14 protein-coding genes are annotated in these 13740 nt (G+C 66.3%); 1 reads left to right on the forward strand and 13 read right to left on the reverse strand.

What is annotated here, in order from left to right:
* Window positions 1-3 precede the first annotated feature (3 nt).
* The 13 genes from ASE28_RS23240 to ASE28_RS23300 form a co-directional block, all read right to left on the reverse strand.
* Window positions 4-1236 (reverse strand): HDOD domain-containing protein, encoded by a 1233-nt coding sequence (locus tag ASE28_RS23240; RefSeq protein WP_057204074.1) that lies wholly within the window; start codon window positions 1234-1236, stop codon window positions 4-6.
* A gap of 76 nt (window positions 1237-1312) precedes the next feature.
* Window positions 1313-2572 (reverse strand): flagellar hook-associated protein FlgL, encoded by a 1260-nt coding sequence (gene flgL / locus ASE28_RS23245; protein ID WP_057268649.1) that lies wholly within the window; start codon window positions 2570-2572, stop codon window positions 1313-1315.
* A gap of 28 nt (window positions 2573-2600) precedes the next feature.
* The gene (gene flgK, locus ASE28_RS23250; RefSeq protein WP_057268650.1) at window positions 2601-4532 is read right to left on the reverse strand and encodes a flagellar hook-associated protein FlgK; all 1932 of its coding nucleotides are present in this window, start codon (window positions 4530-4532) and stop codon (window positions 2601-2603) included.
* Window positions 4533-4548: 16 nt separating this feature from the next.
* Window positions 4549-5475 carry a flagellar assembly peptidoglycan hydrolase FlgJ gene (flgJ, locus tag ASE28_RS23255; RefSeq protein WP_057268651.1) on the reverse strand — a complete coding sequence of 309 codons (927 nt, stop codon included), beginning with the start codon at window positions 5473-5475 and terminating at the stop codon, window positions 4549-4551.
* Between the two features lie 2 nt (window positions 5476-5477).
* Window positions 5478-6632, reverse strand: coding sequence for a flagellar basal body P-ring protein FlgI (locus tag ASE28_RS23260; RefSeq protein ID WP_057268652.1), 1155 nt, complete (start codon window positions 6630-6632; stop codon window positions 5478-5480).
* A 128-nt stretch (window positions 6633-6760) separates the two neighbouring features.
* Complete coding sequence (locus ASE28_RS23265; RefSeq protein ID WP_057268653.1) at window positions 6761-7390, reverse strand: hypothetical protein; 630 nt, start codon at window positions 7388-7390, stop codon at window positions 6761-6763.
* Between the two features lie 86 nt (window positions 7391-7476).
* Complete coding sequence (locus ASE28_RS23270; protein WP_057204080.1) at window positions 7477-8190, reverse strand: flagellar basal body L-ring protein FlgH; 714 nt, start codon at window positions 8188-8190, stop codon at window positions 7477-7479.
* A 38-nt stretch (window positions 8191-8228) separates the two neighbouring features.
* On the reverse strand, window positions 8229-9011 hold the full coding sequence (gene flgG, locus ASE28_RS23275; RefSeq protein WP_057204081.1) for a flagellar basal-body rod protein FlgG: 783 nt from the start codon (window positions 9009-9011) through the stop codon (window positions 8229-8231).
* 27 nt (window positions 9012-9038) lie between these two features.
* Entirely contained in the window at window positions 9039-9779 is a 741-nt protein-coding gene (locus ASE28_RS23280) for a flagellar basal body rod protein FlgF (RefSeq protein ID WP_057204082.1), read from the reverse strand.
* Window positions 9780-9813: 34 nt separating this feature from the next.
* Window positions 9814-11094 carry a flagellar hook protein FlgE gene (gene flgE, locus ASE28_RS23285; protein ID WP_057204083.1) on the reverse strand — a complete coding sequence of 427 codons (1281 nt, stop codon included), beginning with the start codon at window positions 11092-11094 and terminating at the stop codon, window positions 9814-9816.
* Window positions 11095-11145: 51 nt separating this feature from the next.
* Complete coding sequence (locus ASE28_RS23290) at window positions 11146-11799, reverse strand: flagellar hook assembly protein FlgD (protein WP_057268654.1); 654 nt, start codon at window positions 11797-11799, stop codon at window positions 11146-11148.
* Window positions 11800-11818: 19 nt separating this feature from the next.
* Complete coding sequence (gene flgC, locus ASE28_RS23295) at window positions 11819-12223, reverse strand: flagellar basal body rod protein FlgC (protein WP_057204085.1); 405 nt, start codon at window positions 12221-12223, stop codon at window positions 11819-11821.
* 30 nt (window positions 12224-12253) lie between these two features.
* Entirely contained in the window at window positions 12254-12745 is a 492-nt protein-coding gene (locus ASE28_RS23300) for a flagellar basal body protein (RefSeq protein ID WP_057268655.1), read from the reverse strand.
* Window positions 12746-12960: 215 nt separating this feature from the next.
* Here ASE28_RS23300 and flgA point away from each other — a divergent pair, with 215 nt between their 5' ends.
* Window positions 12961-13701 carry a flagellar basal body P-ring formation chaperone FlgA gene (flgA, locus tag ASE28_RS23305; protein WP_057268656.1) on the forward strand — a complete coding sequence of 247 codons (741 nt, stop codon included), beginning with the start codon at window positions 12961-12963 and terminating at the stop codon, window positions 13699-13701.
* Window positions 13702-13740: the final 39 nt, after the last annotated feature.

A 13740-nucleotide genomic window follows, 5' to 3' on the forward strand; every position in this document is an offset into this window, starting at 1 on the left:
CTCCTAGCGTTGTACTTCGATGTCGGAGAGCACGCGCAGCAGGCCGCGGTTGACTTCTTCGAGGTCCATCTCCTGCGTCTCGCACAGGTGGCGGATGGCGCTCGCATCGCCCGTCTCCAGTGCGCAGGCCATCTGCAGGCTGGCGGCATAGGGGCCCGTGCGCAGCACGGTGGCATCGTAGATGCGCTCGGACAGCGGGATGCGGTGCAGGATGGTGCCCAGGGGCTCCTGCATCAGCTCGTCGATCTGCGACAGCAGGCCGCACAGGTAGATCTCGCGGCGCAGGTCGTTCTCCACACCGGCGTTGAGCAGCTGCGTCATGAGCTTGGCGCGCAGCACCATGGATTCGCGCACGGGCAGCATGTTGGGGTCGGTGTTGGCGTGGGGCAACTGGTCGGACAGCCAGCGCTTGATGGAGCCATAGCCCATCATCACCAGCCCCCGGCGCAGCGAGTCGATGCCGGTGCGCAGGCCGAGGGCCGCCGAGTTGGTGTAGACCATGAAGCGGTAGGCCAGCAGCGGGTCCTCGCCCATGATGTCCTCGAAGGTCTCCAGCGACTGCTCGGCGTCGATGGCTTTCTGCAGCTTGGCGATCACCGCGTGCGAGGGCTGCTGCGGCGTGTGTCGCAGGGTGTAGAGCACGTCTTCCGTGGGCCAGCCGGCCAGGGCCAGGGCGTTGTGCTTGTCCAGGCAGTGCTCCATGAGGGCACGGCTGGGGATGTTCTCGTACATCTGGCCGGCCAGGATGGGGCTCACGGCACGGGCAGGCGCCTTGCCCGCCGGGCTGCCGGGCCGCGGGTTGGCCTGCAGGGCGGCTACCGCGTCGGCCGGCGTCAGGCTCAGCAGGCTGTTGTCGAAACACTGGGCCACGGCAGGCTCGGGCAGCTTGCCGATGTCGCCGCGCCACACCAGCTTCAAGCCGCGCTGGTGCGCGGCTTTCACGAGGGCATAGATGCCCGAATCCTGCAGCCAGTCACCCCGCACCTCGATCCACGGGGCGCCCCGGGGCGCATGTTCAAGCATGTCGGCCAGCACCTGGTGGGTCTGGGGCGACAGCAGCAGGGGGGGCGAGCTGGCCGACCACAGCTCCTGCAGCGTGCGCAGCAGGTGGCCGGTGTCCACCATGCTGGCGGGAGATTCGTTCTGGACGTACAGCTCTATGGCTGCAAGCTTGCGGGCGCGATTCCACAGGGGGCGGTACCCCAGGATCAGGCTGCCGAGGACGGATTGGACCATGGGCTCTCAGGCGTTGTCTCGTAGGGGCCTGTCCCCCCCGGTCCGGCAAGGACATTGCGGCGTGGGCAGGCCCGCTTTAACTGATGAAATTGAACAGGGACAGCTTCTGGACCGTGGCATAGGACTTGAGTGCTGCCTCGTAGCCCACCTGCTGGTTCTGGAAGTCCGAAATGCCCTTGATCATATCCAGATCCTCTGCCCGGGAGCGGTCGCCTTCGAGCTGGACCGAGCGCTTTTCCTGGTCGCCCGTGATGCGGTCGGCGCGGTTGAGCAACTCGCCCGAGTAACTGCGCATGTTGCTGATTCGGTCCAGGCCGATGTCGATGTTGGTCAAGGCCTGTCCGACAGCCTGGGTCGCGGCGTTGCTGTTGGGCGCTGCCCGGATGTCGCGGATCGCACTGTCCAGTGTACTGAACACGCTGGCGGTGGGCTGCAGCGTGATGGCGTCGCCATTGGCTGGCGCACCGGTGATGTCGAAGGTCAGACCCGGCACACCCGTCACCGAGATGGTCACGGGCTTGTCGGTCGGATAGTCGGGCACCACGACGGGGGCCGATACCACGCCGGTGGTGGTGTTGGTGATGGTGTAGGTAGCCGTGCTGGTGCCGACCGTGGCGCCCGGGCCCACCGCGCTGAAGGCGATGGAGTAGTTGTCTCCGGTCACCAGGCTCAGGTTGGTCGGCTTGACGCCGGTAGTGGTCAACTGCTGGTTGTTGTTGACGGTTGCCGGGTTCACCTGCACGTTGTAGGCCCCGTCGCGCTGGGGCTCAAACATGAAGGCGAATTCACCGTCCAGCGTGTTCGGGATCGACACACCGGTGCTGCCCGACTGTCCGGGCTGCCCGTTGAACAGATAGTCCGGCGAGGTGGACTGTGGGCCCAGGAAAGGCGCCAGTGCGCTGCCCAGTGCGCCCAGCAGGGGGATGCCGTTGGTGTCCTTGCGGTTGGCCACTTCCTGCAACTGCTCGCGGATGCCCTGCAACTGGTTGGCGATGGTGGCGCGGTCGCTGCTGGTGAGGGCCGGGCTGCCGGCACTGACCATCAGTTCGCGGGCACTCTGCACCAGCCCGATGGCATCGCCCAGCGAGGACTCGGCCTGCGCGATGGCGTTGCGCTGGGTTTCCAGCGCGCGCTGCTCGGTCTGGATGCGGGTGATGCGGGTGAGTGCGCGTTCGGCCTGCGCGGCCGAAACCGGATCGTCGCTGGCGCGCACGACGCGCTTGCCTGAGGTCAAATTCTCCTGCAGGTTGGACAGGTTGGTCTGGCGCGCGCCCAGGTTGCGCAGCGCGTTGTCGTACATGTTGGCAGAGCCAAGGCGGTAGAGGGTATTGCTCATGTCGAACTCCTGGACCTGATCTCAAACATCATCGCGTCAGACCCTGCATCAGGGTGTCGAAGACGCTTTGTGCAATCTGCAGCATTTTGGCGGATGCCTGGTAAGCCTGCTGGTACTGGATCAGCTTGGCCGCTTCTTCATCGAGGTTCACGCCCGAGACCGCCGTTCGGTCGCGCTCCAGGTTGGCGGCGATGGTGGTGGACAGCTCGGCAGCGAACGTGGCGCTCTGGGTGCGCGTGCCCACCTGGGCCATCAGGCCGGCATAGCCGTCGCTGAGCGTGGATTCGTCGAACATCTTCACGTCGCGCAGGTTCATGAGCGATGTGGCGTTGCCGGCGTTGCGCGTGTAGTTGTCGCCGTACTGGGGGTCCAGGGAGTTGCCCACCTTCACGGTGTCGCCGGACTTGGGCGTGCCCTGCAGCTTGATCTCCCAGCCGTCGATGGTGATGGGCGTGCCCGAGGTGTAGGGCAGGCCGGCCGTGCCCGAAGGTGGCGTGGTCGATCCCGTCACGGTGTAGGTGGTGGGCGGGCCGGCGGCAAAGGTCAGCGTCACGCCGCCGGGAATGGGCGGCGCCACCAGGCCATTGGCCGTGGCCTTCAGGCCTGCCAGCTGCAGCGTGCCCCCATTGGTGGTGCCCATGGCCGCATTGATGGGGTTGGCCGCCGCCAGGTCGCGTGGCGAGTACACCAGCGCCTTGATGTTGGAGCCCGCCGTGCTGAAGGGCTGGAACAGCATGCGCTCGCCCGGCGCGCCTGGCGTGGTGAGGTTGAACTGCAGGCCGTCGATGGTGAGCGTCGCCAGGTTGGCGGCGTCGGTGAAGGCCGTGGCCTTGCCGTCGGACAGGCGCACCACCTGGCCGGCCGTGCCGGTGGTGAAGCGAATCTCGTAGTCGGAGGCGGCGAACTTGGTCGGATCCGTGAAGCCCACCGTACCGACGCCCACGCCATTGGTCAGGCCGGGCATGCTGGCCGGCACAGAGAACAGGTCCTTGCCCATCTGGCCGTCCAGCGTGAGGCCGAGCTTGTGCTGCTCGTTCATGGTCATGCCGATGGCCATGGCCATGCGCCCGAGCAGGTTGCGGCTTTCGGCGAGGTCGGTGTTGTTGAAGCGCAGCAGCCCCGAGACCGACCCGCCGCCCATGGTGTTCTCGTCCACTTCGATGGCCGGCGATCCCGGGCGATTGAAGAACAGCTTGAGCTGGCCGCTGCCAGGGAACTGCGTGGCATCGTCCACGGACACCTGCGATGGCGTGGTGCCCAGCACCAGCGGCTGGCTGCCGCCCACGAACAGGCCGATCGTGCCGTCGTCCGCAGGAATCTGCGTGGTCTGCACGTACTGGTTCATCTCGCGGATCAATTGGTCGCGGTTGTCGAGCAGGTCGTTGGGGGTCTGGCCGTTGCCCTTGGCGCGTGCGATCTGCTCGTTCACGGCGGCGATCTGGCCGGCCAGGCTGTTGATGGCGGTGATGCTGCTTTGCAACTGCTCGTTCACCGTGTACTGGATCTCGTCGACACGCTCGCCAGCCGAGCGCATGCGGGACGCCGTCTCGTCCATGCGCGTGAGCGCCAGCGTGCGGGCCGTGATGTCGGTGGGTGAGCTCACCACGTCCGAGAAGGCGTTCATCATGTCGTTGATGGCGGCGCCAAGGCCCGTGGCCCCGCCGCTGAACACGTCCTGCAGCTGGCGCAGGCGCTCGGCGCGCACGATGTCGCCGGCCTGCACGGATCCGGCGCTTGCCGACTGGCGCGTGAGCAGCTCGCTCTGGTTGCGCAGGATGGTCTGCACGTCCACACCCTGGCCGATGTAGCCGCCACCCGTGAACTGGCCCTGCACGGTCTGCAGCACCACGCTCTGGCGCGAGTAGCCGGGCGTGTTCACATTGGCAATGTTGTTGCCTGCAGTCTGCAGGGCCACCTGGTTGGCAAGCAGGGCGCGGGCGCCGACGTTGAGCAGACTCATGGCTTACCTCGTGTTCTCAAGCCTGCGCACGCTGCTGCTGCGCACGCTGCACGCTGTTGATGGCGCCGCTGAGCTTTTTGGCGTACTCGGGGTCGGTGGCATAGCCCGCCTTCTGCAATGCGGAGGCATAGGCCATGGCCGAGCCGGACTGCGCCACGGACTGCGCCTTTTCATAGCGAGGGCTTTCCTTGATGAGGCGCGCGTAGTCGCGAAACGAATCCTCGTACGAGTCGTAGGCCCGGAATTTGGCCACCACCTTGCGCGGCGTGCCGTTGATGTATTCGGTGGTCGTGATCTCGGCGACCTTGCCCATCCAGCCCTTGCCGGCCTTGATGCCGAACAGGTTGAAGGAGTTGCTGCCGTCGGCGTTCTTGATCTCGCTCTTGCCCCAGCCGGTTTCATGGCCGGCCTGGCCGAGCATGAAGCTCGCGGGGATACCGCTTTCCTGCGCCACCTTCTCGGCCGTGCCGCTCAGGTGCTGCACGAAGCCGTCGCGGCCTTTGGGCGCCTGGCCCACGGCCTCGGTGCTGGCAGGGCTGGCGCTCACCTTGGCGGCTGCCGGGCGCTGCACCTGCGACAGGCTCACCGTGGAGGGTGTGGAAAAGGACGGGTCTGGCCCACCCATCTGGCGCGAGAGCTGGCGCGCAATCGCTTCGGACAGGCCGCCGGACTGGCCGGCCATCTGCACCGACAACTGCTGGTCGAGCAGGTCGGTGCCCAGGTCGCCCTGGGCGCCATCCATGAGCCCGGATTTCATCGTGGCCTCGCGCATGCTTTTGATCAGTTCGCGCATGAACAGCGATTCAAACTGCTTGGCGGCCTCTTTCGTGGCCTGGGGGTTGTTGTTGCCCGCCTCGTACTTGAGCGCATTCAGCGATCGAACGTCTGCTGCCAGCGCGTTGGACGTGCTGGTGGTGGAGGACGAAGGCAGCGTGAGGGACATGGTCAGATCACTTCAAGCTCGGCGTTCAGTGCGCCGGCGGCCTTGATGGCCTGCAGAATGGCCAGCAGGTCGCCGGGCGTGGCGCCCAGCGAGTTGAGCGCGCGCACCACGTCGGCCAACTGGGGCGAGGGCGGCATCTGGATGATGTTGCCGGGCTCCTGGTTGATCTTGATGTCGCTTTGCTGCGCGACCACGGTCTGCCCCTGCGACAGCGGGTTGGGCTGGCTGATGACGGGGCGCGAACTGATGGTGATGGACAGGTTGCCGTGCGCGATGGCACACGAACCTAGGGTCACCGCCTGGTTGAGCACGATGGAGCCGGTGCGGGCATTGATCACCACCTTGGCGGCGGGGGCGGACAGCTCGAACGGCAACTCTTCCAGGTCGGCGATGAAGCCTACGCGGGCGCCAGGGTCGCTGGGCGCGCGCACCTGCACCGTGCGGCCGTCGAGTGCCGTAGCCAGGCCATTGCCCATGCGGCTGTTGATGACCTGGGCCACGCGGCGTGCGGTCTGGAAATCGGAGGCGTTGAGGCCCAGGCTGATGGTGTCGCCCTCGTTGAGGGGCGTGGGCACGGAGCGCTCCACCTGGGCGCCCAGGGGGATGCGGCCGGCGGCCAGGTGGTTGATCTGCACCTTGCTGCCACCGGACGATGCGCCGGCACCGCCCACCACCAGGTTGCCCTGGGCCAGGGCGTAGATTTCACCGTCGGCGCCGCGCAGCGGTGTGACCATCAGCAGGCCGCCCTTGAGCGACTTGGAATTGCCCATGGACGAGACGTTGACGTCGATCTGCTGGCCGGGCTGCGCAAAGGCAGGCAACTGGGCAGTGACGATCACGGCGGCCACGTTCTTGAGCTGCAGCTGCGAGGCCGTGCCCGGCGGCAGGCTGATGCCCATCTGCTGCAGGTAGTTGGACATGGCCTGCGTGGTGTAGGGCATCTGCGTGGTTTGGTCACCCGTGCCGTCCAGGCCCACGACCAGGCCATAGCCGGTCAGCTGGTTGCTGCGCACGCCCTGCACCGCCGCGATTTCCTTGATGCGCAGCGCATGGGCCGGCCAGGCCGCGCACACCAGCGCCAGGGCGATGGCACAGAGCCACAGCGCGCGCAGGGGGTGTGCCAGGAAGGGGGAGGGCAAGGCTTTCATGGCCTCCATTGTGGGCTGCTGCCGCCCAGGGGAATGGCCAAAAAGAGGCGCATTCACCCGCCTTTTGGAAGAGGGGCCTGGTTACATTTTCCGCACCCGCCCGCCTGCGCTGCCTGGCTTTGGCAGGCCCCTGCGAATCACTCGCAATAGCTGTTCGTGAAGCCCTTCCAGGGCTTGCGCAGCATGAATGGCAGGGTGTCCCAGGCGCTCCAGGTGCGCGGATCGTCGAAGTTCACCGTGGCGGCCGGCGCGATGATGGCCGTGACCAGCCAGACGCCGGAGTCCAGCCCGTGCAGCGTGAGGTTGCCACCCAGGATCACCTCGGTCTGCGCCCCGCCCAGGTTGTCGGACACGGCGGTGTAGGCGTCCGTCGTCTGGATGTTGCCGGGTGCCACGTACACCTTGAAGATGGCGCCGGTGGTGATCAGCGGCGAGCGCACCAGGGGAAAGACGAAGCTGCCGTCCCGGTGGAAGATCACATACACGTTCTGCAGCGTGCCCGGGGTGGTGCCCACCGCAGCCTTGCCGGCGTCGTATTTGATGGTGAATGCGAACTGGTCCAGTGCCGTGGCGTCGCAGGGCGAGAACTTGATGCCTGCGGGCAGGGTCTTGTTCTTGGAGGCGGTTTCGGAAGCCGAACCCTTGGGCGCGGCCAGTGTCAGCGCCACGGAGTAGGCATAGGTGGTCGGCTGCGCCTGGGCAACTGGCGCGAATGCAGCGGCCAGGGCCGTGAGGCCACAGGCCAGGAAGCTGCGGAAAAAAGACATCGTGAACCTCGGGTCTGAATGCGAAAGGGGCGCTGCGCCGCCTGCCCTGGTCGGGGCAGGTCGCATGCGTTTGGTCACATTCTGTATCAGAACGGTGTCACGGTGTTGAAGAAGCGGCCCAGCCAGCCGGTGACCTGGGCCTCGCCCTGGGCGCCGCGCCCGCGCGATTCCACGCGCACATTGGCCACCTGGGTGGAGGCCACGATGGAGCCGGGTTGCAGGGCACGCGGATCCACCGTGCCGGAGAAGCGCAGCACATCCACGTTCTGGTTCACGCCGATCTGCTTTTCGCCGGCCACGACCAGATGGCCATTGGGCAGCACGTCGATGACGATCGCCGTGATCGAGCCCTGGAAGGTGTTGGCGCTCTCCGTGCCGCCCTTGCCTTCAAAAGCATTTTCCGAGTTGGCCCCCACGCCCAGCTTGTCGGTAAACTTCTGGCCGGTGAACGGCAGCGCCGTCACGCCACTGCTGACCTTGGAGGTACGGTCCACGGTGGACGAGGATTTCTGGCTGGCCGTCACGTTCTCCACGATCTGGATGGTGACGTTGTCGCCCACCAGGCGTGCACGCCGGTCCTCGAACGAGGGGCGGTAGCTGGCGGTGTGGAACAGGCCGCCGGTGACTGGCGGTGGCGTGCGCGGCGCCATGGCCAGGGGCGGCGGCGCGGTGGGCAGGATGTCCACGGGGGGGGGCGGGGACATGCTGGCGCAGCCTGCGCTCAGCACGGCGGCGGCCAGGGCCGGCCATGCAAGGAGACGGGTGCGGGCGCTGTGGTGCAAGGTGGAGAGGAATGTCATGGCGAGGGTCCTGGCGCAAGGGCTTGTGGCCTGTCTGCTTACATCTGGCTCAGCTTGGCCAGCATCTGGTCCGAGGTCTGGATGGCCTTGGAATTCATTTCGTAGGCGCGCTGGGTCTGGATCATGGTCACCAGCTCCTGCACCACGTTCACGTTGGAGGTTTCGAGGTAGCCCTGCATGACGGTGCCCAGGCCGTTGGTGCCGGGCGTTCCCTGCTGGGGCTGGCCGGATGCGGCGGTTTCGATGAACAGGTTCTGCCCGCGCGGCTCCAGGCCACCTGGGTTCACGAAGGTGGACATGGCGAGGTTGCCCAGGGGCTGCGGTGCGGTGTTGCCCGGTACCGTGGCGGACACGGCGCCTTCGGCGCTGATGGTCACGCTGGTGGCATTCGGTGGCACGGTGATGCCATTGGCAATCGGCAGTCCGCTGGAGTTCACCAGGCGGCCCTGCGAGTCGAGCTGGAACGAGCCGTCGCGGGTGTAGCCGATGGTTCCGTCGGGCTGCGTGACCTCGAAGAAGCCGTTGCCCTTGATGGCCACGTCCAGGTTGTTGTTGGACTGCTGCATGCTGCCCTGCATGAAGTTGCGGGCTGTGGCCACGGTGCGCACCCCCAGGCCCAGGTGCAGGCCGGTGGGCAACTGGTTCTGCTCGGTGGTCTGGGCGCCCACCTGGCGCAGGTTCTGGTAGATCAGGTCCTCGAACACCGCATTGGCGCGCTTGTACCCGGTGGTGGACACATTGGCCAGGTTGTGGGAGATGACGTCCAGCTGGGTCTGCTGGGCTTCCATGCCGGTCTTGGCAATCCACAGGGAGTTGATCATGGCGTTTCCTTGCGCTTATGGGGATGGTCAGCCGTTGATGCTCAGCAGCTGGCTGGCGGCCTTGTCATTGGTTTCGGCGGTCTGCAGCATCTTGATCTGCTGCTCGAACTGGCGCGAGGCGGCGATCATGCCGACCATGGTCTCCACCGCGTTCACGTTGGAGCCCTCGATGGCCCCTGCCAGCAGGCGCGCATTGGCGTCGTTGGGGAGCGGGTCGCCAGAGGTGGTGCGAAACAGCCCGTCATCGCCGCGCTTGAGCGGGTCTTCGGGGGTGGGCGTGGCCAGTTTCAGGCGGCCGATGGCAGCGGGGGGCTGCCCTGCTGTCTTGGCGGTGAGCGTGCCGTCCGAACCCAGCGAGACCTCCGAGCCTGGCGGCACATCAATGGGGCCGCCGCCGTCGGACAGCACGGGCAGGCCGGTGTTGGTGAGCAGGGCACCCGTGGGCGAGACCTCCAGGCCGCCGTTGCGGGTGTAGGCCTCCACGCCATCCAGGCCCTGCACGGCAAACCAGGACTTGCCGATGGGCATGGCATCCAGGGCGCGGCCCGTGCGTTGCACGGGACCGGGCGTGTCCACGTGGCCCGAGGTGGCCTCCAGCGCGAACACGCGCGTGGTGGAGCCGTCGCCTTGCAGCGGTACGGAGCGGAAGGTGGACATCTCCGCGCGAAAGCCGTTGGTGGACACGTTGGCCAGGTTGTTGGCCAGAACCGCCTGCCGGTGGGCAGCGGCGTTGGCCCCGGTCATGGAGGTGTAGATGATGCGGTCCATGGCGTTTCTCTGCGGTCAGGGGGTCAGGCGCGGATCAGCGCAGGTTCACCAGGGTGGACATGATCTGGTCCTGTGTCTTGATGGTCTGCGCGTTGGCCTGGTAGCTGCGCTGCGCGGTCATCATGTTCACGAGCTCGGCCGTGAGGTCCACGTTGGAGTCCTCCAGCGCACCCGAGCGCAGGGCGCCGAAGTTGCCGTCGGTGGCCGTGCCGGTGACCGGCTGGCCCGATTCGAAGGTGGCGACCCAGTTGTTGCCGCCCACCGATGCCAGGCCCTGCGTGTTGCGAAAGCTCGACAGCGCGATCTGGCCCTCGGCGCGGGTGACGCCGTTGGAGTAGCGCGTCATGATCATGCCGTTGTTCTCGACATTGATGCCCGTCAGGTCGCCTGCGGTGTAGCCGTCCTGGGACAGGTCGGACACGGCGAACTTGCGGCCGAACTGCGTGACGTCGTCCAGGTTCACGTCCACGTTGTAGGCGGGCAGGTTGTTCGGGTTGGGCGGTGTGGGGTTCACGCTGAGCGCCAGCGAGAAGCCGGTGGCCGGCGGCGTGGCGGCCGGGCCGGTGATCACGCCGTTGTTGTCGAAGGTGATCTGGCCGATGGCCGTGCCCACCACGGGCGGCACGGCCGTGGGATCGTCGAGGGTGTCGTACACGTCCCAGGTGTTGTCCGTGGCGGTCTTCTGGAAGTACAGGTTGACCGGCTTGGCCACGCCCTGGCTGTCGAACACGTTGATCGAGGTGCCGTAGGTGGCGCGCGGAGTGGCTGGCACGGGTGGTGTGGCGGCCGGGTCGCCAGCGGCGTCGGTGGCGCGCGCGTCCAGATTGAAGGCCGCAGTGATCTTCGTGGTCTGCTTGGCGGGGATGGGTTCGGACGTGGGGAACACCATGGGAATCGGGTCGGTGCCCGTGCGCAGGCCCGTGGCCGGATCAATGGGGTAACCCATCACCTTGGCGTTGTCGTTGGTGACCATGTTGCCCACCTTGTCCAGCTTGAAATTGCCGGCGCGGGTATAGGCCGAGGAGCCGTCGGGCAGCTGCAGCGTGAAGAAGCCGTTGCCGTTGATCGCCACGTCCAGGCTGTTGCCGGTGATGGTCAGGTTGCCCTGGGTGAACTGCTGGGCCACGTTGGCGGTTTCCACCCCGATGCCGGCGTTGGAGCCCCCAGCCGAGCCGATGGCATTGGCCACCATTTCGGCAAACTCAGCACGCGATGCCTTGAAACCCACGGTGTTGGAGTTGGCGATGTTGTGGCCGATCACATCGAGGTTTTTGCTGGCGGCGTTCAGGCCGGAGAGGCCTTGCTGGAAACTCATGGTGTTCTCCTTGGAGGGGGCGTGTTCAGTGAAGAGTGGGCGGTTGGGGCGTCAGACCAGCGACTTGATCTGGCTGTAGTTGATGTTCTTGCCGTTGGCCAGCGTGAGCACCAGTTGGCCGTCGGTGGCGCCTGCCGCCGTGACTTTGGACAGGGTGAGGGCCGTGGATTCGAGCGTGGTGGCGCCATTGACCGCCTTGACGCGGAACTGCAGGCCCGCAGTGCTGCCCTTGTAGGCACTCGCATCCCATTCGAAGTTGTGGCGCCCCTGGTCCTTGGGGCCCAGGTCCAGGGTATCGACCACCTTGCCGCCGGGCGTCACGACTTCCACCTGCACCTTGGTGGCGGCGTACGGAATCTCGAAACCGGCCTTGCCCACGCCATCGGCCACGGTCATGCCCGTGCCTTCGGTCAGCACGTTGCGCCCGACCAGGGTCGTGCCCTGCATGACCTGCAGCGAGTTGAACTGCGCGGCCATGCTCTGCATGGTGGTGTTGAGCTGCTGGATGCCGGTGACGGTGTTGATCTGTGCGATCTGCGAGGTCATCTGGGCGTTGTCCAGCGGGTTCATCGGGTCCTGGTTGTTCAGCTGCGCAACCAGCAGCTTGAGGAACCGGTCCTGCGAGGCCGCAGGGTCGTTGGCCGCGGTCGCCTTGGCATTGGCGGTGTCGGCGGTGGTGGCGGCATTGGTGGCGCTGAGGATCATGGCGAGGGTCTCCCGGGGGTTACTGGCCCATCTGCAGGGTCTTGAGCAGAAGTGACTTGGCCGTGTTCATCACCTCGACGTTGTTCTGGTACGAGCGCGACGCTGAAATCATGTTCACCATCTCCTCCACGGCGTTCACGTTGGAGTGGGTCACGTAGCCTTGCTCATCGGCAGAAGGATGGCTGGGGTCGTGGATCTTGCGGCCGGGCACATTGCTTTCGGTGATGGCGCTCACGCGCACGCCGTCTGAGCCTTCCTGTCCCATGTTGGTGGTGCGAAAGACCACCTGGCGGGCCTGGTAGGCCTTGCCGTCGGGGCCGGCCACTGCATCGACGTTGGCCAGATTGCTGGCCACGACGTTCAGGCGCTGGGACTGCGCACTGATGGCGCTGCCCGAAACGTTGAAGATGGAGAACATGGACATGGTGGGGTGCCTCTTCTATCGCTAAAGGGCTTACTGGCCCTGGATGGCGCTGAGCATGGTCTTGGCGTTGCCGTTGATGAAGCGCAGCGTGGCTTCGTAGCGCACGGCGTTGTCCACGAAGGCGGCGCGTTCGCGGTCCAGGTCCACCGAGTTGTTGTCCAGGCTGGGCTGGGTCTGCACGGAATAGGCCAACTTGCCCTTGCTCCCCAGCTCGGCCGAAGTGCCCGGGTCGGCAGAGGAGGCGGCGATGTGCCGCGGATCGGTGCCGATGGTGACCGTGGGCCGCTCGCTGGTGTAGCCGGAGCTGCCCAGCGTGGTCGTGGACAGGCGGTGTGGCGATTCGTTGAACGAGGAGCGCTCGCCCGTGGCGTTGCTCAGCGCGTCGGAGAATTTGAAGTCGCGTGCGACGTAGCCGGGGGTATCGGCATTCGCAATATTGCTGGCGATGGCGCGCTGGCGCTCGGCACGCAGGATCAGTGCGTTGCCGTGGAAGTCCAGCCGGTTGGTCATCTTGTCAAGCATGTCTGCCTCACGTCCAGGTTGCGAAAGCGCCAGCAAAAACGGTTTTCTGGCGTGGCTCGATTATGAAAACCGCCCGGATTTTCTAAAGCGCGAAGAGCCCGCGTTTGGGGCCGCAGTTCGGGGGTTCGGCGGCGGCCAGGGGGCCTACAGTGATGGTCGTGAAATGGCCCCTGCACCGTGTCGCAGGGCCGCACTGACGTACCAGGAGGCGCCCCATGGCATCAGCATTCCCATCCCTGTTCACGGCCGGCCGCACCGCGCTGGCCGCACTGGCCTGCGTGCTGGCCGCTGGCATGGCCCAGGCCCAGGCAGTGGCCGACCCCGCCGCAGACCTGCCCGCCCTGACCCAGCGCTGGCTGGACGATGCGATCACGCGCAACCAGCCTGCCGGCCTGCCGCTGCGCATGGAGGTGAGCATTGGTGCGCTGGACAGCCGGTTGCGCCTGGCCCCCTGCGCCCGGGTCGAGCCCTATTTGCCCGCCGGCTCACGCCTGTGGGGCCGCACCCGGCTGGGCCTGCGCTGCGTGGAAGGGCAGACCGCCTGGAACGTGTTCCTGCCCGTCACGGTCAAGGCCTGGGGGCCGGCGTGGGTGCTGACGGGCAATGTGGCCTCCGGTGCTGTATTGAGCGCCAATGACGCCACCGAGGCCGAGGTGGACTGGGCGGCCGATGCGGCCGCCATCGTGGCCAATCCCGACCAGTGGGTCGGCCAGATCGCCTCACGTCCTCTGGTGGCAGGGCAGGCCTTGCGCCAGCCGATGGTGCGTGCACCGAGTATTTTCCAGGCCGGCGCCCAGGTTCGGGTGGTGGCGCAAGGGCCGGGTTATGCGGTAACCTCGGCAGGGCAGGCACTCTCTGCGGGCGCCGTAGGCCAGACTGTGCGTGTGCGCATGGACAATGGCCGTACCATCTCTGGTATTGTGGGTGAAAATGGGACGGTTGACGTTACCCTTTGATTCATCCAGCCTGCAGAAATAGCTAAAGTCCAGCGCCAA

The sequence above is a fragment of the Acidovorax sp. Root219 genome (genome assembly GCF_001428665.1).
Classification (GTDB): Bacteria; Pseudomonadota; Gammaproteobacteria; order Burkholderiales; family Burkholderiaceae_C; genus Acidovorax.

Bases quoted from the DNA above. Each gene is read 5' to 3' on its own strand.
- ASE28_RS23290 (WP_057268654.1), bottom strand. From the start codon at position 11,799: ATGATCCTCAGCGCCACCAATGCCGCCACCACCGCCGACACCGCCAAT.
- ASE28_RS23280 (WP_057204082.1), bottom strand. From the start codon at position 9,779: ATGGACCGCATCATCTACACCTCCATGACCGGGGCCAACGCCGCTGCC.
- flgG (WP_057204081.1), bottom strand. From the start codon at position 9,011: ATGATCAACTCCCTGTGGATTGCCAAGACCGGCATGGAAGCCCAGCAG.
- ASE28_RS23265 (WP_057268653.1), bottom strand. From the start codon at position 7,390: ATGTCTTTTTTCCGCAGCTTCCTGGCCTGTGGCCTCACGGCCCTGGCC.
- ASE28_RS23270 (WP_057204080.1), bottom strand. From the start codon at position 8,190: ATGACATTCCTCTCCACCTTGCACCACAGCGCCCGCACCCGTCTCCTT.
- ASE28_RS23260 (WP_057268652.1), bottom strand. From the start codon at position 6,632: ATGGAGGCCATGAAAGCCTTGCCCTCCCCCTTCCTGGCACACCCCCTG.
- flgK (WP_057268650.1), bottom strand. From the start codon at position 4,532: ATGAGTCTGCTCAACGTCGGCGCCCGCGCCCTGCTTGCCAACCAGGTG.
- flgJ (WP_057268651.1), bottom strand. From the start codon at position 5,475: ATGTCCCTCACGCTGCCTTCGTCCTCCACCACCAGCACGTCCAACGCG.
- ASE28_RS23300 (WP_057268655.1), bottom strand. From the start codon at position 12,745: ATGCTTGACAAGATGACCAACCGGCTGGACTTCCACGGCAACGCACTG.
- flgE (WP_057204083.1), bottom strand. From the start codon at position 11,094: ATGAGTTTCCAGCAAGGCCTCTCCGGCCTGAACGCCGCCAGCAAAAAC.
- flgC (WP_057204085.1), bottom strand. From the start codon at position 12,223: ATGTCCATGTTCTCCATCTTCAACGTTTCGGGCAGCGCCATCAGTGCG.
- ASE28_RS23240 (WP_057204074.1), bottom strand. From the start codon at position 1,236: ATGGTCCAATCCGTCCTCGGCAGCCTGATCCTGGGGTACCGCCCCCTG.
- flgA (WP_057268656.1), top strand. From the start codon at position 12,961: ATGGCATCAGCATTCCCATCCCTGTTCACGGCCGGCCGCACCGCGCTG.
- flgL (WP_057268649.1), bottom strand. From the start codon at position 2,572: ATGAGCAATACCCTCTACCGCCTTGGCTCTGCCAACATGTACGACAAC.